The sequence below is a fragment of the Bradyrhizobium sp. Arg237L genome, from assembly GCF_029990105.1.
Taxonomy (GTDB): domain Bacteria; phylum Pseudomonadota; class Alphaproteobacteria; order Rhizobiales; family Xanthobacteraceae; genus Bradyrhizobium.
Window position 1 is genome coordinate 84,196 of sequence record NZ_JAQMIL010000025.1, and the last position, 26,151, is coordinate 110,346.

Below are 26,151 nucleotides of genomic sequence, written 5' to 3' on the forward strand. Positions count from 1 at the left end.
CGTCGGACCGATGGCGCATGCTTGGACGACGCAGGATAACAAGCAGGAGAAGCAAGTGCCCTACGCGGACGTTAACGGTCAGCGGCTCTATTACGAGGACACCAGCGGATCCGGCCCGGCGATTGTCTTCTCGCACGGACTGTTGCTTGACGGCACCATGTTCTCGCCGCAGATGATGGCGTTCCGGGAAAGGTACCGCTGCATCGTGTGGGACGAGCGCGGGCACGGGAAGACTGCCACGGAAACATTGCCGACCTTTTCTTACTACGATTCCGCAAACGATCTCGACGCACTCCTTGCGTTTCTCGGTATCGAGAGCGCCATTCTCGTCGGCGTCTCTCAGGGCTCCTTCCTGAGTATGAGATGCGCCCTGATGCATCCTGAGCGCGTCCGTGCCCTGGTCTTGATCGCAACGCAGGCAGGCGTAGACGACCCGAAAACACTTGCGAGCTATCGTGCGCTGCTTGGCGCATGGATCGCAGGCAAGCTACCGGACGAAATCGCCACCACGGTCGAGCATATCATTTTCGGTCCCAACTGGCCTGGCGCCTCCGCATGGAAGGAAAAATGGCGCGCCATGACGGCGCCAAATCTCTTGAGCTGTCTCGACACGCTCGCTCGCCGAGACGATATCAGCGACAAGATCTCCTCGATCCGCGTCCCCACACTTGTCATCCATGGCGATACCGATGCCGCCATTCCACTCGCCAGGGCGCAAGCCATGAAGGCAGCAATCCCCAATGCGGAACTGATCGTGATTGCGGGCGGTCACTCCGTCAACATGACCAACCCAGGCCCCGTGAACGCAGCCATCAAGGACTTCCTTGAACGACATCCTCTCGTCTCTTGAACGCCGAAGGCGTGAAACGGACATGCCAGAGGGCTTCTGAGAGTACACTTGATCCAGTCCGAGACCGCGGCTGAACGCTGCGGCTTTGGGTTGTTCTCGACAAAACTCAAGCAGCGATCATTTGCGGCGGTAGCGAAGCGCATCGACCAGCAGCGAGAACGCCGGCGATGGCTGCCGGCGGCTCGGATAATAGAGGTGATAGCCGGAGAACGGCGGGCACCAGTCCGACAGGACGCGCACAAGCTGGCCGCTCGACAGGTACGGCTGCACATGCCCCTCGGTCAGATAGGCGAGCCCGAAGCCTTTCAAGGCGGCGCTGAGCAGTGCGCCGGCGCCGTTGAAGACAAGCTGGCCCTCGACGCGCACATTCACTTCACGCCCGTTCTTCTCGAATTCCCAGGCATAGAGGCTGCCGCCATGCGTAGGCAGGCGCAGGTTGATGCAGTTGTGATGGGTCAGATCCTGCGGCGTCCGCGGCCGCTTCCGGTTGGAGAAGTAGGAGGGCGCGCCCACGACCGCCATGCGCAGGTCCGGACCCACACGCACGGCGATCATGTCCTTTGCCACCAATTCGCCCGGCCGAATCCCGGCGTCGTACTGGGCCGCGACGATGTTGGTGAGACCGTAGTCGATCAGGACTTCGACCTTTATATCCGGATAGTGCGGCAAGATGTTAGCCAAGGCAGGCATCAGGATCGCATCCGCGGCATGTTCCGTGGCGGTGATCCGGATCGTGCCTGCCGGCTTCTCGCGCAGTTCGCCCAAGGCCGCCAGCTCGACGTCCATCTCGTCGAACTTGGGCCCGATCTTCAGGAACAGCCGTTCGCCGGCCTGAGTTGGTGTGACGCTCCGGGTCGTGCGGTTCAGCAACCTGACACCCAAACGCTCTTCCAGGCCGCGGACGATCTCACTGAGCGTCGGTTGGGAGATCCCGAGCTTTGCCGCCGCCCTGGTGAAGCTCCGCTCCCGCGCCACCGCCAGAAAGGCAAGTAGATCGCTCGCGTTCTCGCGGTCCATTTATAGGTAGCTCCGATAAATCTGATCGGATTTTATCATCTAATACCTGGATGCCCAAAGCGCTACGTTCGCATGCGATCGCTGGCCCAGCCATCCGCTACCGAGGAGAGTTCTCCATGAGAGTGCTCGCAGCCGCCGCCGTCTCACTCTGTCTGATGGCTCAGGCTTCGGCCCAGACGCCCGCAACCAAGGGAGCAAATACGATGCCCACGCCCCAAGACATTCGGGCGGTCGCGCCCGCCCTCGAAAATTACGCGCAAGGCGTTGTGCTTGGCGATCTCTGGAAGCGACCCGGCCTCTCGGCGCGTGATCGCAGCATCGTGACCGTCGCCGCCCTCATCGCCCGGGCTCAGACGGTCGAGCTGCCATACTATCTCAATCTCGCGATCGACAGTGGCGTGAAGCCGTCGGAACTTTCGGAGATCATCACGCATCTGGCGTTCTACACCGGCTGGGCGAATGCAATGGACGCGCTCCCGGCGGCGCAGGAAGTCTTCAGGAGCCGCAACATCGGAGCCGATGAGCTTCCGCCGGCGTCCGGACCGCGGCTCCCCCTCGATGAGGCTGCGGAGACGCAGCGGGCGACGCGTGTTGGACAGCAGTTCGGTCAGATCACGCCGAGCCTCGTGCAGTACACGACCGACGTGCTGTTCCGCGACCTCTGGCTGCGACCGGGCCTCGCCCCTCGGGACCGCAGCCTCGTCACCGTGAGCGCCCTTGTCGCGACCGGACAGGTCGCTCAAATCACCTATCACCTGAACCGGGCGATGGATAACGGATTGACGCGGGAAGAGGCCGGAGAGGTGCTCGGCCATCTGGCCTTCTATGCCGGCTGGCCCAATGCGTTCTCAGCGGCGCCGGTGGTCAAGGACGTGATCGAGAAGCGGCCCCCGTAGCAGATGATCGGGATGTACTCGCGTCGAGGATTGATCGCCGGCAGCGCGGCCGGATTCGTTTCGACCGTGATCGGCAGGGCCGCGGCGCAAAAGTCGGTCACCGAGCGAAGGAGTGGAGACATGGATATCGAGATCAAGCGAAATGGTTCGCGGCCCTCTGCCAAGGGCTCGCCGGACTGGTTCACCGGTTCGGTCCGCGTCGACCCGTTGTTTCAGGCGCCTGATCCGGCGCGGGTCGGCGCCGGACAGGTCACCTTTGAGCCCGGCGCCCGGACCGCCTGGCACACCCATCCGCTCGGCCAGACGTTGATCATCACCTCGGGATTGGGGTGGGTGCGGCGCGACGGCGGAGCGATCGAAGAGGTGCGGCCGGGCGACGTGGTGTGGTTCCCGCCAGGCCTCAGGCACTGGCACGGAGCGACGCCGACCACCGCAATGACCCACATCGCCATCCAGGAATCGCTCGACGGCAAGAATGTCGACTGGATGGAGAAGGTCAGCGACGAGCAATACCGCAAGTGACGGAGCCGCGATTGAATGGAGAGATCGAATGAAGCCCTACGTCATCTGCCACATGGCGGCGAGCATCGATGGTCGCACGCTGTTCAGCCGCTGGAGTCCGCAGGCGAGCGTGTCGCCAGGGCTGTTCGACCGATTGCACGAAGAGATCGGAGGCGACGCCTGGCTGGTCGGACGCGTCACCGGTCAGGAATATGCCAAAGGCAGCGAGTATCCCTCGTCCACGAAGGACGTCTTCCCGCGCCAGCCCTGGTTCGCGCGTCGTGATGCGAAGGCCTACGGCATCGTGCTGGACGCGCATGGGAAGATCGTGTGGGGCCGCTCGGACATCGGCAACGATCCCATCGTCGTCGTACTGACGGAGGAAGTCGCGGATGCGCACCTGGCGGGACTTCGCAGCGAAGGAATTTCCTATGTGTTCGGCGGGAAGAAACAGCTCGACCTGCCGCTGACATTGGACGCCCTGAACCGCGAACTCGGTGTGAAACGCCTGTTGCTGGAAGGCGGCGGCGTCACCAATGGTGCCTTCCTGCGGGCAGGGCTGGTCGACGAAGTGAGCCTGATCCTGTTTCCGACAGTGGACGGAGCGAAGGGAGCGCCGGCCGTGTTCGACTCGCTGGAGAACGAGCAGGGACGGTCGGCGCCCGTCCGATCGATGACCCTCGAGAGCCATCAGGTGCTCGAGGGCGGAGTCATGTGGCTGCGTTACAAATTGCAGAATGAATGATCCAAGGACCTGCATCTCAATCGGCCTTGAACGGGCCGTCCGTCCTCCACAGCACTAAAGGAGCGAGTTCAGTGTATTTGCCTTTCAAGAACCAGGTCGCGCTGGTCACGGGCGCTGCATCCGGCATGGGTTTGGCCACCGCCAGAGCTTTCGCGGACGCCGGCGCGGCCGTCGCGCTCGTCGATGTCCGGGAGGACGCCGTACGCCGAGCCGCCGAAGAGCTGGCGGCGGCCGGCCATAAGGCGATCGGGATTCAGTGCAACGTCGCCGATGAAGGCGACGTCGCCGCAGCGGTCGAACGGACCGTATCCGAATTCGGGCGGGTGGATGCCGCGTTCAACAATGCCGGCGTGCAGTCGCCTGCGATCGAGACTGCCGACGTTACGGGCGAAGAATTCGATCGGGTCAATGCCATCAATCTGCGCGGCGTCTGGACCTGTATGAAGCATGAGCTCAACCACATGCGAGAGCAGGGCAGCGGCGCTATCGTCAATTGCTCGTCCATTGGCGGCTTGATAGGTCTGCCAGGGCGTGCGGCTTACCACGCCGCCAAACATGGAGTGATTGGGCTGACCAGGAGTGCTGCGCTCGAATATGCAGCGCGCGGTATCCGCATCAACGCGGTGTGCCCGGGCACCATCGATACTCCCATGGTTTCCGAGATGCTCTCCAAAGAGCCGGAAGCGATGAAGGAAATCCTGCGCAACCAACCGATCGGTCGCCTTGGTCGCCCGGATGAGATCGCGTCCGCCGTCCTCTGGCTGTGCAGCCCCGGCGCTAGTTTCGTCATTGGGCATGCGCTCGTCGTGGATGGCGGGTTTACCGCTCACTGAACGCGGCCCTCGGCAGAATTGTTCTGCGCGCCTCCCTTAACCATCGCTCTTCAACGCTGCTCGCACGAAGAGGGGTTCTGCGATCTCGAGTGGCTTCAGCGGGGCGCCTGCTTCCGAGAAACGCTTCCAGTAGGAAAGACTCCCGGCAACATCGACATGCATGATCTCGAGTTTGAGATCGTCCGGATCGGAGAAGAAGAACGCGTAGTAGCCGGGCTCATAGTCGTACTCGGCCGGGGGATCGAGGATCGGCACGTTCCTATCCTTTAGAAACCGATAGAAGGCGTCGACTTCGTCTCGAGAACCGACATTCCAGGCGAGGTGATGGAAGCCCGGCGAATGGCGGTCGTGAGTCCTGTTCGGGCTGTCCGGATTCGCGACGCTCATGATAAACCAATGCAGCGTACCATGTGGCGCCCAGCTCGCCCAGGCGAGGCGCGTGACGCTTTCCTCCACCAGCAAATAGCCAAGCCGCTCCATAACGGGTTGGTAAAAATCCCTGGCTCGCGTGACGTCCGTGACGGTGAGCCGCAAGTGATTGATCGTGCCGGTGCGGTCGGTGTGCGGCTGGCCTGGCAGCACATTTTTCGGATCTTTGCGCATATCTTTTCTCTCCAAAGCATGATGGCTCGGCGCGGCAGGGCGAGCGATTGCCTTCATCCGCGCCGCGGTGTCAGTCCGCGATGCGGCTTCCAGTTCGGTTGCGCATGAACAATAGGCCGATCACAAAGCTCAGCGACGCCACGCCGACCGGATACCAAAGGCCGGCATAGGGATTCCCGGTCACCGTCACCACGGCGAACGCGACGAATGGAAGGAAGCCTCCGAACAGGCCATTCCCGACATGGAACGGCAGCGAGAGGGACGTGTAGCGGATGCGCGCTGGGAACAATTCGACCAGGAACGCGGCCATCGGGCCATAGACCATCGTTGCCCACACCATCATCAGGATCAACAGCAGCGCGGCGGGAAGCCATTTGACCTGCGCGGGATCGGCCGTCTTCGGATAGCCGGCGGCAGCGAGTGCTGCAGCGTAGGTGGCGCTGTCAAAACCCTTGATAACAGTCGATCCGATATGGACGACGAAGCCCGCTGTATCAGCCGTTTCGGCGGACGCGTAAGTGACGCCGGCCTTTGACAAATAGTCCCTGGCCATGTCGCAGGGCGTTGCAGGCTTGGCGAACATGTTGAAATTGCAGTCCTTGGCCGCGACCTGGACCGGGCTGTTGCTCTGCGCGGCCGCGAGTGCGGGATTCACCGCCCAGGTGAGGGCGTGAAAGGTCGGGAAATAGGTCACGGCGGCCAGCAGAAAGCCTCCGACGATCAGCGGCTTGCGGCCAATCCGATCCGACAGCGCGCCGAACGCGATGTACAGCGGCGTGCCTGCCAGCAGCGCAATCGCGATCAGGACATAGGCACTCACGTAGTCAAGCTTGAGAGTGGCCGTGAGGAAGTAGAGTGCATAGAACTGTCCGGTGTACCAGACGACGGCCTGTCCGGCGGTGGCGCCGAACAGCGCGATCAGCACGAGGCGCAGATTGGCCCAATTGCCGAAACTGTCGCGAAATGGCGCGCGGGACGTGGCACCAGCCCGCTTCATCTCGGCGAAGACGGGAGATTCCTCCAGTCGCAGGCGGATGTAGACGGACATCCCGAGCAGTGCGATCGAGACGAGGAATGGAATTCGCCAGCCCCAGCTCGCGAACGCAGCCGCGTCCATTGACTGCCGGCAGGCCAGAATGACACCAAGTGACAGCAACAGGCCCACCGTCGACGTGGTTTGAATCCAACTGGTGTGAAGTCCGCGCTGCCGGTCCGGTGCGTGCTCGGCGACATAGATCGCGGCGCCACCATACTCGCCGCCGATGGCCAGTCCTTGCAGCAGGCGAAGTCCAACCAGCAGCACCGGCGCCAGCATCCCGATCTGGGCATAGGTCGGCAACAGGCCAACAGCCGCAGTGGATAGCCCCATGATCAGGATCGTTATGAGGAACGTGTATTTGCGTCCGACCATGTCGCCGAGACGGCCGAATACAAGCGCTCCCAGCGGACGCACGGCGAATCCCGCTCCGAATGTGGCGAGGCTGGCCAGGAATGCTGCAGTCTCGTTGCCGGGAGGAAAGAACAGTGCGCCGAAGAACGCAGCGAGCGTTCCGTAGATGTAGAAGTCGTACCACTCGAAGATGGTGCCGAGCGATGCGGCCGTGATGACCAGTCGGCGCGACTTTGTGGTGTCTGCTTGCGCAGCATCGATTTCGGCCACAGCGACCATGGTGGTGTTCCCCCTTTGCGTGATGTGAAGTCTTATGAAGTGAAAGCGTCGGCGTAGGCGCCAAGCGCCTGGCTTCCGCCGGTGTGCAGAAACAGGATGTTCTCGCCCCGCCGGAATTTTCCGCTCTGGATCAGCGCGATCAGCCCCGCCATTGCCTTGCCGGTGTAAACAGGATCGAGCAGCAATCCTTCGGTCTCGGCCGCGAGTTGGATGGCGTCGATGGTTTGCGATGCCGGCTGGCCGTACCCGGGGCCGACGAAGCCATCGTCGATCAGAGGAGCCTTGAAAGCGGCGACATCTTCGATGCTGAGCAGAAGCGCAGCGGATCGCAGGTGCTGCGCCACCTTCGCGCGCTGGCTCTCGAGCGGCGCCCCGACGGAGATGCCAAGAATAGAGGCCTCCAGCCCGGTGAGATGGGCGCCGAGGATATAGCCCGCCTGAGTGCCACCGCTGCCGGTCGGCAGGATGATACTGTCGATGGCGATTGCGCGTTCATGCAGTTGCGTGAGCAGTTCGAAATAGCCGGCGACATAACCGAGGACGCCGACCGCGTTCGAACCGCCCACCGGAATGATGTAAGGCCGCCGGCCGCGCTCGCGCTCCTGTCCGGCAATCTCTTCCATCATCGGGCCGCTCTCGACGTCCCCGACAAGACGAATGTCGGCGCCGAGCAGACGATCGATGAGGACATTGCCGCTGGTGCGATAAAGGTCGCCGCGCCCTCCAACGGAGTCGGTCAGAACCAGAATCGGCCGCAGATCGCAACGAACCGCCGCCGCTGCGACCTGACGCGCATGATTGGACTGGACGGCGCCCGCCGTAATGACTGTATCCGCGCGCTCCTCTCGGGCAGCGCCGATCAGAAACTCGAGCTTTCGGATCTTGTTGCCGCCACCGGCCAGGCCTGTGCAGTCGTCCCGTTTGACCCAGATGGTTGGTCCGTTCAGCTTGGCCGAAAGCCGGTCGAGCCGCTCAAGCCGAGTTGGCGCGTGGACAAGCTCTACGCGAGGAAATGCAGAAAGCCGCTGTGCTTCCTGCTGCGCGCGCTCGGGTGACACTGCAAAACGGTACGCCATCGAAAATTCTCATGGATCGCGAATAAAAGATCGCCCACCTTGTTAAAGGCTGACCAAACGCTATTTTTTGCAAAATCATTAGTAAAACGAGTTGTTTCGATGGAAATCGATCGAATAACTCGATGGGTTGTGCTATGAACCTCGAACTGGAACTCGTGCGCACCTTCCTTGCGATCATCGAGCAAGGCGGCTTCACCCGTGCGGCGGGTCGGCTGCATAAGACGCAATCAACCATCAGCCTCCATATTCGTCGGCTTGAGGAGATCGTCGGCCGACCGCTTTTCGAACGTCAGGGCCGCGGTGTCGCGCTGACAGAACAAGGCGAGGTCCTTCGAACCTATGCCGAGGCGCTGGTTGATCTAAATGACGAGGCGTTGCTGAAGCTGCGCCGCCCACCGCTGACGGGCACGGTTCGGCTTGGACTGCCGGAGGATTTCGCCACCCGCCATCTGCCGATGGCGCTGCGACGCTTTACAGCAAGTCATCCAGCGATCCGTCTGGAAGTCAGGAGTGCGTTGACAGCCGAACTGATGCGCGACCTGGGGAACGGCGATCTCGACATCGTGCTGGCCCGCCGCGAATCTGAGGCGACGGAGGGATATGTTCTTTGGCGGGAGCCGCTTGTCTGGGTCGGCGCCCGCGGTCAGAGTTTTGTCGTCGACCCTCTTCCCCTCGTGATGTTTCCCCACGGCTGCGTCTATCGCCCGGAAGTATTACGGCGCATGCGCTCCTGTCCGCGACCTTGGGAGATCGTGTACACGAGCACCAGCCTTGCCGGCGTGCAAGCCGCTGTATCGGCAGGCATCGGCATCGCGGCGTTGGCCCAAAGCACCGTTCTTCTCGATTTTGTAGCCCTCGGCGCGGCAGAAGGTTTGCCGGATCTCCCTGAGACTGAAATAGCGCTCTTCAAAGGATCGTCGCGCAACGAGGCGGCAACTTACCTGGGCGAATATCTGTCGGAGTCGGTACAAAGCCTGTCATCTTCATCATCCGCCCGAATGTTCTGATGGCGTTGATCCAGTCCGATACCGTCGCTGAGCCGCTGCGGCTTTGGGTCCTACTCGACAAGACTCAATCCAAGCACGGCTTCTTCGCGGAAGTCCGCGACGAAAGTAGAGCTTTCGTCCTGCAGAAGTTCGGAGCAGCTCAGTGCCGTGTCGCGGCCGAGCGTCAGCTTACATGGCTCTCTTGTTACACGGCTCTCTTGGTCTCCTCGGCGTCAATGCAGCCGGCGATGGCATCGAGTACCGCCAGCTCCGCCTGCTCGATCGACGCGACGGCATAATCAATCGCGAACCCCGCCTCCCACTCAAGTCTCTCGGCCTTGTTTTCAGCGCGCCCGGCCTCTCGCTCTCGCTTTCGCTGGGCGATTCCGACCTTCAACGCCTCGATATCGGCGGCGATTCGTACGCCCGAGAGCAAAGGTCTGGATTGCCCCGAAGCGGACTCACAATAGCGGCACGATTGCTCAGTAGTATGTGTCGGTCGCTACCGCGTGATACAGTTCAATGAAAGGCAGTCAGGGGGTGAACGTGGAGAAATACGGAGCCGGGTCGATTGTTGTTTCCGACTATGACCCGAAATGGCCGACGTTGTTCGCGCAGGAGCGCACTAGGATTAAGAATGCTCTCGGCTCGTTCGCTTTGGCTATTGAGCATATGGGCAGCACGGCAGTTCCAGGTCTCCCTTCGAAGCCCATCATTGACCTGTTAGTTGGTGTACCTAGCCTTGAAGAGGCAAAGGAACGATGCATCGAGCCGATTGAGGTGCTTGGCTACATTTGCGTACCGGAGTACGCGTCATGGATCCCCGGCGAGCTGTTCTTCCGTAAGGGGCCTCCGGGGCCGTGGACCCACCATGTGCATTTGATGGAGCCGTCCCATCCTCGTTGGGAGGCATTACTGGTGTTTCGCCACTATCTTCGCACACACCCTGACGCAGCCCGCGCCTATGCCGACATTAAGCGGGCCCTCGCTGCTTCGTCAAAAGACAACATAGAGGCCTATAGAACCGGCAAAAATGTTTTCGTCGAGGAGACAACAGCTAAGGCTCGTGCATGGCGCGCGGATGCAGGAGATCAATAGCAACGCGAGATGTCAGAGCCTCAACATGTGCTTTTGGCCCGCAGCAGACCTGATGCCTTTTCTGAGGTCCCTCGAGCAGCCGTATTCGATAGTAACAGCTGTATACGCGGCGACCGTTGATCCCTACTTCAAGCGGAGCCTCTGCAGCCGCTTCACGGCGAATTCGTCGCCAGGCTTCAGTCTTAAGACGGCCTCGTAGTCGCGATACGCACGATCAAGCTCGCCTGCCCGTTCGTAGGCTAGCCCTCGATATCTCAGGGCCGGAGTTGGGGCGGAGTTCGACAGCTTTATCCAAGCTTTCGATCGCGGCCTTCTCATTCTTCAGTGTGAGATGTGCGGCTCCGACGCCCACCCGAAGTCGATACGTATCGTTTTGCGTGAGATGCCCGAGTGCCAGCGCCTTATCGTAATCCTCCAGCGCGGTTTGCGGTCGGTGCGAACGATTATAGGCCTCGGCACGTCCAAGCATGAACACGCCCGATGTCGGATCAAGCTTTATTGCTTCGTCAAACCGATGGATTGCTTCCTCGGATTGGCCCAGTTCCATAAGCGCCAGTCCCTGGCCATTGGGGAAAGTCCCGTCATCAGAAAACAACTTTGCCCCGGCGGTGTAGTCGGCCAATGCAAGCTCAAAGCGACTTTGGTGGTGATAGAAAAAGCCGCGCTCGCTATAAGCGCGTCGATCGGTAGAGCCGACCATTTCAACGACCGCATTGAAATCGGCTTCGGCTTGATCCCAGCTTTTTGCCAGCTGAGCGGTAACACCCCTCATCAGCAGCAGCTCTGCCCGGTCTTTAGGACTGAATTGCTGCTCGAGCCCTTTGGAGTAAATTTGGATGGCGCGCTCAAAGTCCAGTTTGCTTACGGCAACGGCAGCAGCCGTCTGGTAAGTCTGGGCGTCGGACGCAATCACCGCAGAACAGATTGGCCACAGCACGGACAGGAAAGCAATTCCGCGCAGGACTCTCCGCTGTGCCAAGCCAATTTTCATTTGCTTCTCCGGGCCGAGAAAGCGCTCATGCCCGAAGTTGATGCAATCGACAATGGTTCTTATCGAACAATGCAACCGTAATGCTGATTGCGGTTAAACAATCGTTGATCGAGCAACATCTGTCCTCCGCCATTGCTGCCGGCGCAGATTAAGCTTGGCCTCCAAGTTCGCTATTGGACCATCGCGTCATTTCGTGGCGGCGCAGCAATTCGGTCGCTTTTAGAGCGAGGCGGACATCAACTGGCGGCGTCCACAGAATCCGGTTTATGGATACGCTAGTCACTTCATCGTAATGGTGATGCGGGCCAGGCTGGCCGAGAGCTCCACGCCCAACCTGGGTCCGCTGAGCACCAGGACGACGCCATTCGCATTCTGCAAACGCACAGCGCCGGCTCCGGCGACGAGAGCGCCTGCGGCTCCGACCGCGGTGTAGGTCCCTGCCAGATCGCCGGGATTGCGCAGGTTCTGGGCCTGCCCGACGAACTCATCAATTGACAGCGCAAGCGTGGCGCCAAAACTCGCGCCTGAAATGTCGAAGGGATATTTTTTGCCGTGGAATGTCAGCACGCCTGTACCATTGCCGACGGCGGCGATGATTCCGGCCTTGGAGAAGAGGACATGCACGCTGCCGGTGTCTGCCGGCGACGGACTGGTCGTTGCCGTCCAGGCGGCGAACGCTATCAGGCTGGATGCAATTGCACTGCGAAAGTCGCGCATGGGACCTGATCCCGCGTTTGAACGAGCAGAGGTCGGAATCCGAGCTTGAGACGAGAGACAATCCTGATCAGGCGCAAGAACGCTTGAGTTAGATCAAGGCGGTCTTTGTCCGCATGAAAATGCGCTGGCTCCGAAATCCGAACCCGAGAGCTGGAATCATGCTGAGCGCTGACGGCTTCAAGTGCGGGCGACCGTAGCCACGGTTCCATTCACTGACCGCGTCGAATGGGCCGCGACGAAAAGCCCGTGGAACGTACAGGGGAGGCCAAGGATTGCCATAATTGGCGTAATTCCTGTTCAGCGCTGGTTCACCCGTCGAGGAATCCAATCGAGTGGCATCCGATAGGGGAATGATCATGACACGCATTCTGTTGGCATTGTTCATTGGCCTGGTGTCATCGATCGCGCTGCCTGCACAGGCGCAGGAGCAGGAGAAGCGGCTCGCGCTGGTGATCGGCAACGGCGCCTACGCGACCGGCGCGCTGCCGACGGCGGCCAACGATGCAGGCCTCGTGGCGCAGACGCTGCAGGCCGCGGGCTTTGACGTCGTCGGTGCGCGCGACCTCGACGGCGAGACGCTGCGGAAGTCGTTCCGTGAGTTCGTGCAGAAGGTGCAGGAGGCGGGACCGAACACGGTCGCTTTTGTCTATCTCGCCGGCTATGGCGTGCAGCTTACGGGTGAGAACTATTTCATTCCGGTCGATGCGAAGATCGCCCGCGACATCGACGTGCCGGTCGAAGGCCTGCGGCTGTCGGACTACATGCGCCAGCTCTCCGCGCTACCGGTGAAGGCCAACATCATCGTCCTCGATGGCGCGCGCGCGAATTCCTTCGCCAAGGAGGGGCAGCCGCTCGCCGGCGGCCTGGCGCTGGTCGAGCCCGATGCGAAGATGCTCCTGGCGTTCAATGCCGCACCCGGCACGATCGCGCCTGAAGGTCAGCCGCCTTACGGCCCCTACGCGCAGGCGCTTGCCGAGATGATCCGCGCCGGCGGCCTGCCGCTGCCTGAACTGTTCGACCGCGTCCGCCTGCGCGTCAGCGAGATGACCAAGGGCGCGCAGATCCCGTGGAATGCGCAGAAGATCGACACGCCCTTCATGTTCTTTGAACGGCAGCAGGACGCGCCGCCGACCCAGGTCGACGCCAGCGCCCGCGACAAGCCGATCCGCGACTTCGACGCCAAGGACGCCTATGCCGCCGCGCTGGAGCGCGACACGCTGCAGGGCTATGAAGACTTCCTGCAGGCGTTTCCGAATGATCCGCTTGCGAAGCGGGTGAGGGCGATCGTCGCCGCGCGGCGCGAGGCGATCACCTGGGGGCGGAGCTATCGCACCGATTCGCCGAATGCCTATTGGTCCTATCTCCATCGCTATCCGCGCGGCCCTCATGCGGCCGATGCGCGGCGGCGGCTTACAATCCTGTCGGCGGCGCTGGAGCCGCCGCCGTCCTTTGCGCCGATCGACTACGACGTTGGGCCGCCGCCGCCCGATGAGTTCATGTATGTCGAGGATCGCCCGGTCCTCTACTTCGATGATCCCGTGTTCGCCTTTGCGCCGCCGCCACCGCCGCCGGTGTTCTTCCTGCCGCCACCGCCGCCGGATTTCGTGGTGCTGGCGCCACCGCCGCCTCCAGTGGATGTCTTCGTGCTACCCGTTCCGCTGTTCGTGCCGATCCCGGTCTTTGTCCGGCCGCCGATCTATGTTGCGCCGCCGCCGAACAACATCGTGTTCGCCAACATCCACAACCAGACGATCATCAACAACGTCATCAACAATCCGAACCCAACTCCGGCGCAGCTCGGCGCGCTCGGAACGAAGTTCAGTGGCGGCGCGGCTCGACCGGCGATAGCGCCATCGCTGCCGCCTGCCGCGGCGCAGCGGGCTAATCTGGTCCAGCCATCGCCGCAGGGCGCTGCTCAGCCGGCGCTGGGCACCAAGTTTGCGCCATCAGCATCACCAGCGCCGGGCGCGGCACCCAACGCCGCGGGCGCGCATGCGCTGCCGGGCGCCGGGAGGCAGCCATTGCCGCAGACGACGACGGCGCCCGCGACCGCCGCGCAGCCCGATCCCGGCTCCAAGGCGACGAGACTGACGTCTCCCCCCACCACTGTGGCGCCCAACGCGGCTGGTGCCAATGCGCCGGCTGGGACCAAGGGACGGCCTTCGCCGCAGACCGCGACGGCACCTGCCACGGCCGCGCAACCGAACGCGACCAAGCCGGCAGCTTCGCCGAGCGCTGCCGCTGCGCCGGCCGACACGAAACTCAATCGGGCAGCGCCCGGGCAGCGGCCGTCGGCCGCACGGCCGGCGGATGTTCCGAGGGCCGCTGCCGCGCCGCCATCGCGCAACGCGCCCGCGGCGAACGCCTTGGCAAGGCCGACACCTTCCGTCGCTCCGCCGGCTGCCGCGCATCGCCCGTCACCGCCGCCGGCAGCGGCGCGGACGCCGCCGCCCGCTGTCGCAGCGCGGGCGCCCGCGCGTGCCGCGGTCGCACCGCCGCCAGCTCCCGCTCCGCGCGTTGCGGCGCCACCGCCACGCGCAGCCGCGCCGCCGCCCCGGGTCGCATCACCGCCGCCGCAGATGCAGCGCGCGGCACCACCGGCGCGGCCGGCTCCGCCAGCGGGTCGCGGCGGAGCTGCCTGCCCGCCCGGCGGGTGCCCTCAGCATTGAACGGTGTGAAGCGCGGGCCTCAATCCCGCTTGCGCGAGGCGAGATCCGCGATTGCCCTCATCACGGCGTCGCGGACACCGGGGTCGTACAGGATGTGCCCGGCGCCTTCGACGATCCGGACTTCGCCCTTGGGCCAGCGTGCGGCCAGCGCAAACGAGGTGGTCGGCGGACACAGCAAATCGTAGCGGCCCTGCACCAGGATTCCGGGAATGTCTGCAAGCTTGCCGGCGTCGTTCATCAACTGGTCGGGCGCCATGAAGCAGTCATTGGCGAAGTAATGCGCCTCCATGAACGGCGTCGCGGGAGGGGCGCGCGAAGAGTTCAGCGAGGCGAGATCGAGCCGTGTCCGGCTGGGCGCGTGGACGGAGAGGATGTGCTCGGTGTCATGCCAGGCGCGCGCGGCCGGGCCGTGCACCGCAGCGTCGGTGTCGAGGATGCGCCGCCAATAGGCCTCGAGCGGCTGCTCGCGCTCCTCCATCGGCAGAACGCTCAGGAAGTCCGCTGACAGCGCGGGATAGAAACGCGGCAGCGTGTCGAGGAAGGCGCCCTCCAATTCCCTGCGCGTGCCGAGGAAGGTCGCGCGCAGGACAAGCCCGGTGACGCGATCGGGATGCGCCTGCGCATAGGCCAGCGCGAGCGTCGCGCCCCAGGAGCCGCCGACCACCAGCCAGCGCTCGAAACCGAATTTCTGCCGGATCGCTTCCATGTCCGCGATCAGGAGCGGCAGCGTGTTGGCCTCGCGCTTTCCCTTCGGCCGGCTGCGTCCGGCGCCGCGCTGGTCGAACAGCACCGCGTGAAAACGCTCGGGATCGAACAGGCGGCGGTGATCCGGCTGGCAGCCGCTGCCGGGGCCGCCATGCAGATAGACGGCGGGCACGCCGCCCTCGCGGCCGACACTCTCGACATAGATCTCGTGATCGTCGCCGACATCAAGGAATTCGGACGTCAGTGGCGCGAAAGGATCCGTGCGGCGCGATGATTTGCCCGCCTCGGCGTCAGGCGCCATGGTCGCCTTCCGTCTCCAGCGTGCCGCCGGCGAAATTGCGATAGAGGAAGCGGTTGTTGTTGGCGGCCGCCTCGGTCTCCGCGAGCTTAAAGATCTTCTCGTGCATCGGCGACAGCGTGCAGGCGGGGTCGGTATTGCCGGCATCGCCGGTCAGCGCAAAGGCCTGACAGCGGCAGCCGCCGTAATCGACCTCGCGGAATTCGCAGGATTTGCACGGCTCGGGCATCCACCCCGTGCCGCGATAGCGGTTGAAGGCTTCCGAGTTCTGCCAGATCCAGGCGATCGAATGGTTCGAGCGCACGGATTCGAACTGAAGCCCAGTGATGCTTTCGGCGGCATGGCACGGCAGCACCTTGCCGGCCGGCGAGATGTTGAAGAACTGCCGGCCCCAGCCGCCCATGCACTTCTTCGGCCGCAGCGCGTAATAGTCCGGCACCACGTAGTCGATCGCGAGCACGCCCTTCAAGCGCGCCTGCGCCTCCTCGACGATGCGGCTGGTCTCCTCGATCTGCGCGATCGTCGGCATCAAGGCCGCGCGGTTCTTCAGCGCCCAGCCGTAGTACTGCACGTTGGCGACTTCGAGCCGGTCGGCGTCGAGATCGACCGCCATCTGGATGATGTCGGAAAGCTGGTGCAGGTTCTGCCGGTGCATCACCGCATTGACGGTGAGCGGCAGGTCGAGCTCGCGCGTCCATCTGGCGGCCTGGATCTTCTTCTCGTGCGAATTCTTCAGGCCCGCGACGCGGTCGGCCACGACAGGCTCGTTGCCCTGGAAGCTGATCTGCACGTGGCAGAGGCCGGCATCGGCGAGCGCCGCCAGTTTTTGCTTCGTCAGCAGCACGGCCGACGTGATCAGGTTGGTATAGAGCCCGACGTCATCAGCGTGCTGCACCAGCTCGACGAGATCTTTCCGCGCGGTCGGCTCGCCGCCGGAGAAATGGATCTGCAGCACGCCGAGCTCGACGAGCTCGGTCATCACCTTCTTCCATTCCTCGGTGGTGAGCTCGCTGCCGGAACGGTCGAGCTCGACCGGGTTGGAGCAATAGGGGCATTGCAGTGGGCAGCGGTGCGTTAGCTCCGCGAGCACCGCCAGCGGAATGCCGTAGCTCGTCGCAGTCGAGCGGCGCTGCTCCAGCACCGCCAGCCCGTCATCCGGCGCGGCCGTCGTCTTGCCCTCGGCGAGAATGTCGCTCATGGCGTCTTCTCCCGTGCCTCGTTGAGAAAACCCTTATCCGCCAGGTCCTGCAGCATCGCTATCACGTCGGTCGAGATCGCCTCGCGCGGTGCGGCGTATTTCGCGGCGAGCTGATCGACCATCTCGGCGACGCTGCGCTCGCCGTCGCAGAGCTGCAGCACTTCGACCGCGATCTCATCCGGCGCCAGCACGCGTTCCGGCGCCAGGATCACCCAGACCTGCCGTGTCTCGTCGAACTTCAGCTTGGCATGCCGCGGCAATTTCGGCCGGCTTGCCTCGCTGACGCTGATGTTGCGGCCCGCCATCGAAAAATCCTCTAGCTCGCCGTCGGCACGAAGGCGCCGGGCGGGATGTGGCCGTCGACATAGGCATGATAGAGCGCGTCGAGCTGCACCCACAGCACGTTGGTCTTGAAGATCAGCGCATTGCAGACCGCCTCGCGCTCCGCCTGCGTCGTGGCGTGCTTCTTGACGTAGTCGAGCGCAAATCCGGCATCGCGCGGCGCCTGCTGCAGGCGGCGCTTGAAATAGCTCATGATATCAGGATTGACGAAGTCATAATGCTGCAGCATGCCGGAGATGCGCTCCTCGTGCAGGTTCGGCGCGAACAATTCCGTCAGCGAGGAGGCGATCGCCTCCAGCGGCGTCCGGTCGCGGCAGAAATGCACATAGGCTTCCACCGCAAAGCGCGTCGCCGGCAGGATGCCTTCGGTCGATTCGACATAGGCGCTGTCGAGGCCAAGGCCTTCGGTCAGCTTCAGCCAGCGCTCGATCCCGCCTTCGCTGCCGACATCGCCGTCATGGTCCTCGATGCGGTGGCGCCACTCGATGCGGGTCAGGCGGTCGCGGAAGCGCGAGATCACGACCGCGTCCTTGATCGGGATCGTGCTCTGGTAATAGTAGCGGTTCAGCGCCCAGGCCTGCACCTGGCCCTTGTTCAATTTGCCGCCATGCAAGAGCTTATGGAACGGATGCAGGTTGTGATAGCGCGTCGCGCCGATATGGCGCAGCACGGCTTCCAGCTCCTCGGCGCTATCAAGCGACACGCCTTTGCCGATCGAGTAGGCGGTCATCCCTTTGGGCGAAGGTTCTTGGGGTGAAGGTGCGTTCAAAGCTCGATCTCCGTTCCATCGGCAGGGATTTGCCAGCCGGCCCGCTCGGCGGCCTTCCGCTCGGGAGAGTCCTTCAACAGCGCCGGGTTGGAGTTGTTGATATGCAGGAACAGTTTTCGGCCGATATCAAGCTCCGCGAGGCTCTCGATCGCGCCGTGGCCGCCTGACATCGAAATATGTCCCATCCCCTGACCGGTCTTGTTGCCGAGTCCCGCCGCGATCAACTCGTCGTCGCGCCACACCGTGCCATCGAAGAACACCAGCGGCGCTCCTGCAAGCCGGGATTTCAGATCATCGGTCACGCGCGCGCAGGCGGCGAGGAAGTAGAGATATTTGCCGCTGGCCTTTTCCGCAATGCGCAAGCCCAGAGTATCGCCCGCGCCGTCCTTGCCGGCCGGATGCGCCTTGCCCTCGAGATACCACGCGCCCTTGCCGGGAACCTCGAACGGCAGCACTTCGATGCCGGAGGGTGAGCCGTCGGGCAAGGTCGGCTCGAACGCGTGGTCCACGGCGATCGGCCGGCGCTTGACATTCTTCTCGCTCAGCACGTCGAAGACGCTGTTGGACTTCAGGATCGCCAGCACCCGCTGGTGCGCGTAGATCGTAAACGGCGAGCCCTCGCGCATCGACAATAGTCCCGCGATCGCGTCGATCTCGCCATTGGTGAGGATGACGCCCGCGATCGGACTATGGCGAAGCTCGCCGCGCTTTGGGTGCAATTGCGGCGTCGCGGTCACCTGCTGACGCAGGTCGGGCGAGGCGTTGACCAGGAACCAGTGCGCGCCGTCAGCGCTGACCGCGATCGAAGCCTGGGTGCTCTGCAGGTCCGGCGCTTCGCCTCTTGCCTTGGTGCAAACCGGGCAGCCGCAGTTCCACTGCGGAACACCGCCACCGGCCGCCGCGCCCAGGACGACGACGCGAAGCATGATCCGTCTCCTGGCGAAACCTGATAGGCAGGGACATAGCAGCATGGACCCGGGCGTCAACGCGCATCCCCTTAGGGAAGGTCGGACGCCCGCAAGTCCAGCTTACGTGAGAGATTTGGCTGTCGCGTCCGCTTACTTGCGGGTCGCGCACATATACATGTTGATTTCCATGCCGACGGAAACTTCGGCGATCTTCGGTGCTTTCCAGGCCATTGAGCTCTCCTAAATTGAAACCGGGACGTATTCCGCCCTGCCAATAAAGTAATGCGGGCGAAAAAGTTCGCCAGTTAAATTTTGACGTGTTGCGCTGCATAAGTCATGCTGCGCCGCAACTTAGGGAATTCACGCAGTTGTGCGAGAGCCGCAAGTCAAATCACACGTTTCGCTGTTGTTCGCATTGCAATCAATAGCAATTCTGGGTTTGACGGAGGCTTCCATCGCAAGGGTCTCAACCGGAGTGTCTGCCGCCGATGCCGCGCTATTTCTTCAACACCCGTATCGGCGATGAGCTGATCTCCGACCCCGAGGGCGAAATCCTGCGGGATCCCGATCGCGCTTGGGAGATGGCGCGCGCCATGATTCGGGAACTGCTGCGGACGGAAGGTGCCGACGCCACGCTGTTGAATGCCGTCATCGAAGTGACCGACGACGAAGGCGATATCGTGCTCGAATTTCCATTCTCCGAGGCGATCATCGGTCCGCCGGATACGGGCTCGGTCACGAAACATTGAAGGTCTGCGCGGTCGTTCTGCGCTAGATCGCTCCCCCGCCTCGATTCCGACCATGTTCCGGATTGCATCCGTGGACGAATGTCGGAAACTGCCATTCAGGAAGCCACGCCGGCACGCGCAGGATACTGCACATGCGAGGACCAACAGGCTTTCGCATCTGGGGAGAACCACAACGATGAACAACCTGACCACGCCGCGCAGCCTTGTCCTGGCCGGCGCTTTCTTCGGCGCATTCACGCTTGCCGCCCATGCCCAGCAGCCCGCCAGTCCACCTGCCGCCAGCGCGGCACCTGCCGCAGCGCAGCCGCTGCCGCCGGGCTCGCCCCTGATCGGACGGCCGGAGAACGAGGCGGCTGCGAAGCTGGCGCCGGTCGCGCCGCCGCCGCTTGCGGCCGCGCCCGACAAATTGCCACTCGCCAAGCTCAAGGTGCCGGCCGGCTTCAACGTCGAGGTCTACGCCGCCGGCATGGCGAATGCGCGTTCGCTGGCGCAGAGCGACAAGGGCACGGTGTTCGTCGGCAGCCGCCTGGTCGACAAGGTCTATGCCATCGTCAACAAGGACGGCAAACGCCAGGTGAAGGTGATCGCCTCCGGGCTCTATCGTCCGAACGGCGTCGCCTTCAAGGACGGCACGCTCTACATCGCGGAGCTCTCGAAGGTCTCCAAGATCGAGAAGATCGACGACGTCATCGACAGTCCGCCGAAGCCGACGGTGATCTACGACAATCTGCCGAAGGACGAGGCCCATGGCTGGAAGTTCATCGCCATCGGCCCGGACAACAAGCTCTATGTCCCGGTCGGCCAGCCCGGCAACAACGTGCTGCATGACGATGCGCATGGCCAGATCCGGCGTATCAATCTCGATGGCTCGGGCGCGGAAGTGTTTGCGGTCGGCGTGCGCAACACGGTCGGCTTCGACTGGAATCCCGAGACCAAGCACCTCTACTTCACCGACAATGGCCGCGACTGGCTGTCCGAGACGGTGCCGGAGGACGAGCTCAACCGCGTGACCAAGGCCGGCGAGGATTTCGGCGCGCCGTTCTGCTACCAGGGCAACATCATCGACCAGGAGCTCGGCTGGGGCAAATCCTGCAGCGACTACACCCCGCCGGTCGGCCTGATGGGCCCGCACACCGCGGCGCTCGGCATGCGCTTCTACACCGGCAACATGTTCCCGAAGGCCTACAAGAACGCGATCTTCGTCGCGCGCCATGGCTCCTGGAACAAGTCGAAGAAGGAGGGCGGCGATGTCGTCGTGGTCAAGCTCGACAAGGACGGCAAGGTGAAGTCGGTCGAGCCGTTCCTCACCGGCTTCCTCGCGGACAACAAATATGTCGGCCGTCCCGTCGATGTGATGCAACTGAAAGACGGCTCGCTGCTCGTCTCCGACGACTGGAACGGCGCCGTCTACCGCATCACCTACGGCAAGCAGAAGGTCGCGGGGCAGTAGATCGTACTCTCTCTCCGTCATTGCGAGCGAAGCGACGCAATCCATGCCTCCGCAAGTGGCGAAATGGATTGCTTCGTCCGCTTCGCTCCTCGCAATGACGGAGCGCCAGGAAAGATCGATGTATAAGAAGCTAATCACCGCGCTCGCCTGTGCATCCATCACCTTCGCCGCCAGCGCCGGGACCATCCAGGAGCGCGCCGCGCCCTGTCTTGCCTGCCATGGCGAGCGCGGCATGTCCGAGACCGAGAACACCCCTTCGCTCGGCGCCCAGCAAGCGGCTTACGTGTTGATCCAGCTCTTCATGTTCCGCGAGAAGCTGCGCGCGTTCGACACCATGAACGAGATGGCGAAGGATCTGTCCGACGACGACCTCCGCACCTTTTCCGATTTTATCGCCACCTTGCCCAAGCCGGCACCGCCCGCCGAGGTCGGCGATTCCGCCCGCATGGCGCGCGGCCAAGCATTGGCGCATCAATATCTCTGCAACAACTGCCACAGGCCGGATTTCTCCGGCAACGACAACGTCCCGCGCATCGCCAACCAGCGCGAGGACTATCTGAACAAGACGCTCAGCGAGTACAAGGACAACACCCGCCACGGCTATGACGGCACCATGGCCGACGTGATGCAGCCGGTGACGAAAGAGCAGATCGCCGACCTTGCCTATTACATCGCCCGCTATCGCTAAAGTGCGCGGCGATCGTCATTCGGGGGCGCGCGGAGCGCGAGCCCGGAATCCATTCGTCCACTTGCGCGGGTGGACAAATGGATTCCGGGCTCGATGCTATCGCATCGCCCCGGAATGACGGCGTCACCGTTTTCGCGGAGGTCATCCCGACCTTCTCCCCATGCGCGAGGAGAAGGGGCAGATGCCATCTTTGTCCATTCCTTGCGCTGGCCACGTCAGCCCTGTGACGCTAAAACACGCCCGTCGCAACGGAGTTGGCAATGGAAGAACTTTGGCGTCTGTCGGCCGCGGATCTGGCCGGCCTGATCAAATCGAAGAAGGTTTCGGCGAGGGAGGCGGCGACTGCCGCCCTGGCGCGGCTGGACGCGGTCAATCCCAAGCTCAATGCCGTGGTCGATCACAGGCCGGCAGAAGTGCTGGCGCAGGCGGACGCCATCGATGCCGCGATTGCCCGCGGCGAGGAGATCGGCGCGCTCGGCGGCGTTCCTGTCACGATCAAGGTCAATGTCGACCAGGAAGGGTTTGCCACCACCAACGGCTTGACGCTGCAGCGCGACGTGATCGCGAAGGCCAACAATCCCGTGGTCGAGAATTTGCGGAAAGCGGGCGCGGTCCTGCTTGGCCGCACCAATTGCCCGGCCTTCTCCTATCGCTGGTTCACCACCAACCTGATCCATGGCGACACCAGGAACCCGCGTGATGGCGGCATCACGCCGGGCGGCTCCTCCGGCGGCGCGGGGTCCGCGGTTGCGGCCGGCATCGGGCATATCGCGCATGGCACTGATATCGCGGGCTCGATCCGCTATCCGGCCTATGCCTGCGGCGTGCATGGCTTGCGGCCGACCATGGGCCGCATCCCCGCCTTCAACGCGGCCCTGCCGGAGCGGCCGATCGGCCCGCAGATCAGCGCCGTCTCCGGTCCGCTGGCCCGCACCGTCAACGACCTGCGCATCGCGCTCGCGGCGATGTCGGCCCGCGACGTCCGCGATCCGTGGTGGATGCCGGTGCCGCTGGAGGGACCTTCGGTGCCGAAGCGCGTCGCGATGTGCCTCGATCCCGATGGACTCAATCCGGTCGCCGAGGTGAAGGCGGCGGTGGCGGATGCCGGCAAGCGGCTGGAGCGCGCCGGCTGGACCGTCGAGGAGATCACGACAACGCCGCCGCTGCGCGAAGCCGCCGACTTCCAGACCAAGCTCTGGCTCGGCGACGGCTATGAGGCGCAACTGGAAGCCGCCGAGCGCGAGGGCGATCCCGGCGCGCTCGCCTGCCTGCGCGGCAGCCACGCCAAAGTGCATCCTTTCGATCTTTCGAAAGCGCTGACGCGCCGGGCGACGTTGACGCGCGAATGGCTGGCGTTCTTCGAACAATACGCGGTGTTGCTGATGCCGGTCTCCGGCGAATTGCCGTTCCCGGATCAACTCGATTGCAAGGACGATGCCTCCTTTGCGCGGGTCTGGCACGCGCAGTTGCCGCAGATCGCCATTCCTTTCATGGGCCTGCCTGGGCTGGTTGTGAGCACAGGCCTGGTCGGCCGGATTCCCGTCGGCGTGCAACTGGTCTCGGGCCGCTACCGCGAAGATCTCTGCCTTGCCGCGGGCGAGGCGGTCGAAGCCGGCGGCACGCCGTCCGCGGTCGTCGATCCCGCAGGCTGATCGAACCATGATGATTGCAGCGCGCAAAGCTCCCTCTCCCCGTTCTTACGGGGAGAGGGTTGGGGTGAGGGGCTCTCTCCGCGGATACGGTGACAGACGGACTCGTAGAGGCTCCCCCTCACCCGGATCGCATCTGCGATGCGATCCGACCTCTCCCCGCAAGCGGGGCGAGGTGAAGCGGAGACCGCTTCGTGCTTTGAGGGAAAACCATGCCCACTGTCTATGATTTTGCGGCCCGTTCGCTGGCCGGAGATGAAGTGCCCTTGAAGCGGTTCGAGGGGCAGGTGCTGCTCATCGTCAACACCGCCAGCGCGTGCGGCTTCACGCCGCAATACAAGGGCCTGCAGGAACTCTATCAGGGGCTCTCGCCGCGCGGCTTTTCCGTGCTCGGCTTTCCCTGCAACCAGTTCGGCGGGCAGGAACCGGGTGATGAAAAGCAGATCGGCGAGTTCTGCGAAACCAATTACGCGGTGACGTTCCCGATGTTCGCCAAGATCGAGGTGAATGGCGCGAACGCGCACCCGTTGTACGAACACCTGAAGAGCGAGAAATCGGGCCTGCTCGGCCCGTCGATCAAATGGAATTTCACCAAATTTCTGGTCGACCGGTCGGGCAGGGTGGTGGCGCGCCATGCGCCCACCGCGCGGCCCGAAGGACTGAAGACAGCAATCGAGGCCCTGCTATGAGCGAGAACAACGAACCCACCCATGACGAACTGCCGGACCGCCTGTCGGTCGATCCGAACAGCCCGTACTACAATGCGGATGTCCTGGCCCGCGATGTCGGCATCCGCTTCAAGGGCGCCGAAAAGACCAATGTCGAGGAGTATTGCGTCAGCGAAGGCTGGGTGCGCATCACCGCCGGCAATGCGAAGGATCGCTACGGCAATCCGCTGACCATCAAGGTCCACGGCCCGGTCGAGCCGTATTTCCGCGACAAGAAGTAGCGCTAATAGCTCTCAGCCGTCATTGCGAGGAGCGAAGCGACGAAGCAATCCATGCCTCCACAAGCGGTGAAATGGATTGCTTCGCTTCGCTCGCAATGACGTCGTGGCGACCACCGCAATTTAGAAAGCCAAACACACATGTCCGTCCGTATCATCGACGTCCGCGAGGTGACAAAACCGATCGCCTCGCCGATCCGCAACGCCTATATCGATTTCAGCAAGATGACGACGAGCCTGGTTGCCGTCGTTACCGACGTCGTGCGCGACGGCAAGCGCGTGGTCGGCTACGGCTTCAATTCCAACGGTCGCTACGGGCAGGGCGGTCTGATCCGCGAGCGCTTTGCGCCGCGGCTGCTCGAGGCCGATCCGAAAGCGCTGCTTGATGCGAGCGGCGACAATCTCGACCCGGACAAGGTCTGGTCGACCATGATGTCGAACGAGAAGCCGGGCGGCCACGGCGAGCGCTCTGTCGCGGTCGGCACTATCGACATGGCGGTGTGGGATGCGGTTGCGAAGATCGCGAACAAGCCGCTGTTCCGCCTGCTCGCCGAGCGGCATGGCGTCAAGGCCAATCCGCGCGTGTTCGTCTATGCCGCCGGCGGCTATTACTATCCCGGCAAGGATCTCTCCGCGCTGCGCGCGGAGATGCGCGGCTATCTCGATCGCGGCTACAATGTCGTGAAAATGAAGATCGGCGGCGCGTCTGTAACCGAAGACAGCGAGCGGATCGAGGCGGTGCTGAAGGAGATCGGCAAGGACGCGCAGCTCGCGGTCGACGCCAACGGCCGCTTCGATCTGGAGACCGCGATCGCCTATGCAAAAATGCTGCGGGACTATCCGCTGTTCTGGTACGAGGAAGCCGGCGATCCCCTCGACTTCGCGCTGCAGGCCGCGCTCGCAGAATACTATCCGGCGCCGATGGCGACCGGCGAGAACCTGTTCAGCCATCAGGATGCGCGCAATCTCGTTCGTTATGGCGGCATGCGGCCGGACCGCGACTGGCTGCAGTTCGATTGCGCGCTGTCCTACGGCCTCTGCGAATATCAGCGCACGCTGCAAGTGCTGAAGACCCACGGCTGGTCGCCAAGCCGCTGCATCCCGCATGGCGGCCACCAGATGTCGCTGAACATCGCCGCCGGCCTCGGCCTCGGTGGCAATGAGAGCTATCCCGATCTGTTCCAGCCCTATGGCGGCTTCCCCGACGGTATCAGCGTCGAGAATGGCCACATCACCATGCCCGATCTTCCGGGCATCGGCTTCGAAGGCAAGAGCGATCTCTACAAGGAGATGAAAGCGCTGGCCGAGTGAGCCACACTCGCGCCAAAACCTCCGCCGTCATTCCGGGACGTCCGAAGGACGAACCCGGAATCGATCGGGCCGCAGGCGCAGGCGGAGGAATGGATTCCGGGCTCGCGCTCCGCGCGCCCCGGAATGACAGCCCGTCATTGCGAGCGGAGCGAAGCAATCCATGCTTCCGCTTGCGGCGCTATGGATTGCTTCGCTGCGCTCGCAATGACGATGTGGGTGCGTCAGGTGCGACAAATCAACCCGACGGGCAAATCAGCAGAAACGTGTCCACCCCTCGCGCGAAAAATAAACCGCTTAACCCGTCGGGCAAATCAGTGATTTAACTCCGCGCGTCTCACCCGAGAGAGGGGCGGATCGCGATCGTCACGAACGTTGCGGTGAGATGCGGTGGACGTGAAGCGTGTGACTGACGAGCACGCGCATCACGGACGGCGAAGTCGTGTGGTCCTGGCGCCCCGACGCTGGCGCTAAGTTTTTCGCGCGAACA

At 63.1% G+C, this 26,151-nt stretch carries 28 protein-coding genes; 15 read left to right on the forward strand and 13 right to left on the reverse strand.

Annotation, left to right across the window (positions count from 1 at the left end; translation table 11 throughout):
* Positions 1-55 precede the first annotated feature (55 nt).
* Positions 56-850: an alpha/beta hydrolase gene (locus tag OZ411_RS17450; RefSeq protein WP_282528940.1), complete on the forward strand. Its 795-nt coding sequence runs from the start codon at positions 56-58 to the stop codon at positions 848-850.
* A gap of 117 nt (positions 851-967) precedes the next feature.
* Here OZ411_RS17450 and OZ411_RS17455 read toward each other — a convergent pair whose 3' ends face one another.
* Positions 968-1,867, reverse strand: a complete 900-nt coding sequence (locus OZ411_RS17455) for a LysR family transcriptional regulator (protein ID WP_282528941.1) — start codon at positions 1,865-1,867, stop codon at positions 968-970.
* A 116-nt stretch (positions 1,868-1,983) separates the two neighbouring features.
* Between OZ411_RS17455 and OZ411_RS17460 the strand changes: the two genes are divergently transcribed.
* From OZ411_RS17460 to OZ411_RS17475, 4 genes are all read left to right on the forward strand, one after another.
* On the forward strand, positions 1,984-2,763 hold the full coding sequence (locus OZ411_RS17460; protein ID WP_130581557.1) for a carboxymuconolactone decarboxylase family protein: 780 nt from the start codon (positions 1,984-1,986) through the stop codon (positions 2,761-2,763).
* A gap of 126 nt (positions 2,764-2,889) precedes the next feature.
* Positions 2,890-3,285, forward strand: a complete 396-nt coding sequence (locus OZ411_RS17465; RefSeq protein WP_207234577.1) for a cupin domain-containing protein — start codon at positions 2,890-2,892, stop codon at positions 3,283-3,285.
* A gap of 28 nt (positions 3,286-3,313) precedes the next feature.
* The gene (locus tag OZ411_RS17470; RefSeq protein WP_282528942.1) at positions 3,314-4,009 is read left to right on the forward strand and encodes a RibD family protein; all 696 of its coding nucleotides are present in this window, start codon (positions 3,314-3,316) and stop codon (positions 4,007-4,009) included.
* A 71-nt stretch (positions 4,010-4,080) separates the two neighbouring features.
* Complete coding sequence (locus OZ411_RS17475; protein WP_245476594.1) at positions 4,081-4,842, forward strand: glucose 1-dehydrogenase; 762 nt, start codon at positions 4,081-4,083, stop codon at positions 4,840-4,842.
* Between the two features lie 36 nt (positions 4,843-4,878).
* On the opposite strand, the gene OZ411_RS17480 is transcribed toward OZ411_RS17475, so the two are convergent.
* Genes OZ411_RS17480 through OZ411_RS17490 form a run of 3 tightly spaced genes read right to left on the reverse strand, consistent with a single transcriptional unit; the run spans position 4,879 to position 8,190 of the window.
* A complete protein-coding gene (locus OZ411_RS17480) occupies positions 4,879-5,502 on the reverse strand; it encodes a VOC family protein (protein ID WP_282528943.1) in 624 nt (207 codons plus the stop codon).
* A gap of 13 nt (positions 5,503-5,515) precedes the next feature.
* Entirely contained in the window at positions 5,516-7,114 is a 1,599-nt protein-coding gene (locus OZ411_RS17485; protein ID WP_282528944.1) for an MFS transporter, read from the reverse strand.
* A gap of 32 nt (positions 7,115-7,146) precedes the next feature.
* Positions 7,147-8,190, reverse strand: a complete 1,044-nt coding sequence (locus tag OZ411_RS17490; RefSeq protein WP_282528945.1) for a D-cysteine desulfhydrase family protein — start codon at positions 8,188-8,190, stop codon at positions 7,147-7,149.
* 134 nt (positions 8,191-8,324) lie between these two features.
* On the opposite strand from OZ411_RS17490, the gene OZ411_RS17495 reads away from it, so the two are divergent.
* Positions 8,325-9,197, forward strand: coding sequence for a LysR substrate-binding domain-containing protein (locus tag OZ411_RS17495; protein ID WP_130581550.1), 873 nt, complete (start codon positions 8,325-8,327; stop codon positions 9,195-9,197).
* Between the two features lie 184 nt (positions 9,198-9,381).
* Here OZ411_RS17495 and OZ411_RS17500 read toward each other — a convergent pair whose 3' ends face one another.
* Entirely contained in the window at positions 9,382-9,612 is a 231-nt protein-coding gene (locus OZ411_RS17500; RefSeq protein WP_130581549.1) for a hypothetical protein, read from the reverse strand.
* Positions 9,613-9,698: 86 nt separating this feature from the next.
* Between OZ411_RS17500 and OZ411_RS17505 the strand changes: the two genes are divergently transcribed.
* Positions 9,699-10,274: a GrpB family protein gene (locus tag OZ411_RS17505; RefSeq protein WP_282528946.1), complete on the forward strand. Its 576-nt coding sequence runs from the start codon at positions 9,699-9,701 to the stop codon at positions 10,272-10,274.
* A 214-nt stretch (positions 10,275-10,488) separates the two neighbouring features.
* On the opposite strand, the gene OZ411_RS17510 is transcribed toward OZ411_RS17505, so the two are convergent.
* Both OZ411_RS17510 and OZ411_RS17515 read right to left on the reverse strand, forming a co-directional pair.
* Positions 10,489-11,265: a tetratricopeptide repeat protein gene (locus OZ411_RS17510; RefSeq protein ID WP_282528947.1), complete on the reverse strand. Its 777-nt coding sequence runs from the start codon at positions 11,263-11,265 to the stop codon at positions 10,489-10,491.
* Between the two features lie 279 nt (positions 11,266-11,544).
* Positions 11,545-11,982, reverse strand: coding sequence for a hypothetical protein (locus tag OZ411_RS17515; RefSeq protein WP_130581547.1), 438 nt, complete (start codon positions 11,980-11,982; stop codon positions 11,545-11,547).
* A 356-nt stretch (positions 11,983-12,338) separates the two neighbouring features.
* Here OZ411_RS17515 and OZ411_RS17520 point away from each other — a divergent pair, with 356 nt between their 5' ends.
* Positions 12,339-14,651: a caspase domain-containing protein gene (locus OZ411_RS17520; RefSeq protein WP_282528948.1), complete on the forward strand. Its 2,313-nt coding sequence runs from the start codon at positions 12,339-12,341 to the stop codon at positions 14,649-14,651.
* Between the two features lie 19 nt (positions 14,652-14,670).
* Here the strand turns inward: OZ411_RS17520 and pip are convergent, their stop codons facing one another.
* The 6 genes from pip to pqqA all read right to left on the reverse strand — a co-directional run bounded on the left by pip (position 14,671) and on the right by pqqA (position 19,102).
* Positions 14,671-15,657, reverse strand: a complete 987-nt coding sequence (pip, locus tag OZ411_RS17525; RefSeq protein WP_282528949.1) for a prolyl aminopeptidase — start codon at positions 15,655-15,657, stop codon at positions 14,671-14,673.
* Positions 15,647-16,852: a pyrroloquinoline quinone biosynthesis protein PqqE gene (gene pqqE / locus OZ411_RS17530; RefSeq protein ID WP_282528950.1), complete on the reverse strand. Its 1,206-nt coding sequence runs from the start codon at positions 16,850-16,852 to the stop codon at positions 15,647-15,649. The genes pip and pqqE overlap by 11 nt, the downstream gene beginning before the upstream one ends.
* Positions 16,849-17,157, reverse strand: coding sequence for a pyrroloquinoline quinone biosynthesis peptide chaperone PqqD (gene pqqD, locus OZ411_RS17535; RefSeq protein ID WP_130583837.1), 309 nt, complete (start codon positions 17,155-17,157; stop codon positions 16,849-16,851). Before pqqD ends, pqqE begins: the two co-directional genes overlap by 4 nt.
* A gap of 11 nt (positions 17,158-17,168) precedes the next feature.
* Complete coding sequence (gene pqqC, locus OZ411_RS17540; RefSeq protein ID WP_130583836.1) at positions 17,169-17,924, reverse strand: pyrroloquinoline-quinone synthase PqqC; 756 nt, start codon at positions 17,922-17,924, stop codon at positions 17,169-17,171.
* A gap of 35 nt (positions 17,925-17,959) precedes the next feature.
* Positions 17,960-18,889, reverse strand: coding sequence for a pyrroloquinoline quinone biosynthesis protein PqqB (pqqB, locus tag OZ411_RS17545; RefSeq protein ID WP_282528951.1), 930 nt, complete (start codon positions 18,887-18,889; stop codon positions 17,960-17,962).
* Between the two features lie 132 nt (positions 18,890-19,021).
* Positions 19,022-19,102, reverse strand: a complete 81-nt coding sequence (gene pqqA / locus OZ411_RS17550) for a pyrroloquinoline quinone precursor peptide PqqA (protein WP_082637312.1) — start codon at positions 19,100-19,102, stop codon at positions 19,022-19,024.
* 257 nt (positions 19,103-19,359) lie between these two features.
* On the opposite strand from pqqA, the gene OZ411_RS17555 reads away from it, so the two are divergent.
* The 7 genes from OZ411_RS17555 (at position 19,360) to OZ411_RS17585 (ending at position 25,664) form a co-directional block, all read left to right on the forward strand.
* Positions 19,360-19,620: a hypothetical protein gene (locus tag OZ411_RS17555; RefSeq protein ID WP_028166081.1), complete on the forward strand. Its 261-nt coding sequence runs from the start codon at positions 19,360-19,362 to the stop codon at positions 19,618-19,620.
* A gap of 175 nt (positions 19,621-19,795) precedes the next feature.
* On the forward strand, positions 19,796-21,070 hold the full coding sequence (locus tag OZ411_RS17560; RefSeq protein ID WP_282528952.1) for a PQQ-dependent sugar dehydrogenase: 1,275 nt from the start codon (positions 19,796-19,798) through the stop codon (positions 21,068-21,070).
* A 118-nt stretch (positions 21,071-21,188) separates the two neighbouring features.
* On the forward strand, positions 21,189-21,758 hold the full coding sequence (locus OZ411_RS17565; RefSeq protein WP_282528953.1) for a c-type cytochrome: 570 nt from the start codon (positions 21,189-21,191) through the stop codon (positions 21,756-21,758).
* A gap of 260 nt (positions 21,759-22,018) precedes the next feature.
* A complete protein-coding gene (locus OZ411_RS17570) occupies positions 22,019-23,410 on the forward strand; it encodes an amidase family protein (protein WP_282528954.1) in 1,392 nt (463 codons plus the stop codon).
* A gap of 209 nt (positions 23,411-23,619) precedes the next feature.
* Positions 23,620-24,096, forward strand: coding sequence for a glutathione peroxidase (locus OZ411_RS17575; RefSeq protein ID WP_130584100.1), 477 nt, complete (start codon positions 23,620-23,622; stop codon positions 24,094-24,096).
* Positions 24,093-24,356 (forward strand): DUF3297 family protein, encoded by a 264-nt coding sequence (locus OZ411_RS17580; RefSeq protein ID WP_130584099.1) that lies wholly within the window; start codon positions 24,093-24,095, stop codon positions 24,354-24,356. The genes OZ411_RS17575 and OZ411_RS17580 overlap by 4 nt, the downstream gene beginning before the upstream one ends.
* Positions 24,357-24,494: 138 nt before the next feature.
* Positions 24,495-25,664 (forward strand): mandelate racemase/muconate lactonizing enzyme family protein, encoded by a 1,170-nt coding sequence (locus OZ411_RS17585; RefSeq protein WP_282528955.1) that lies wholly within the window; start codon positions 24,495-24,497, stop codon positions 25,662-25,664.
* Positions 25,665-26,151: the final 487 nt, after the last annotated feature.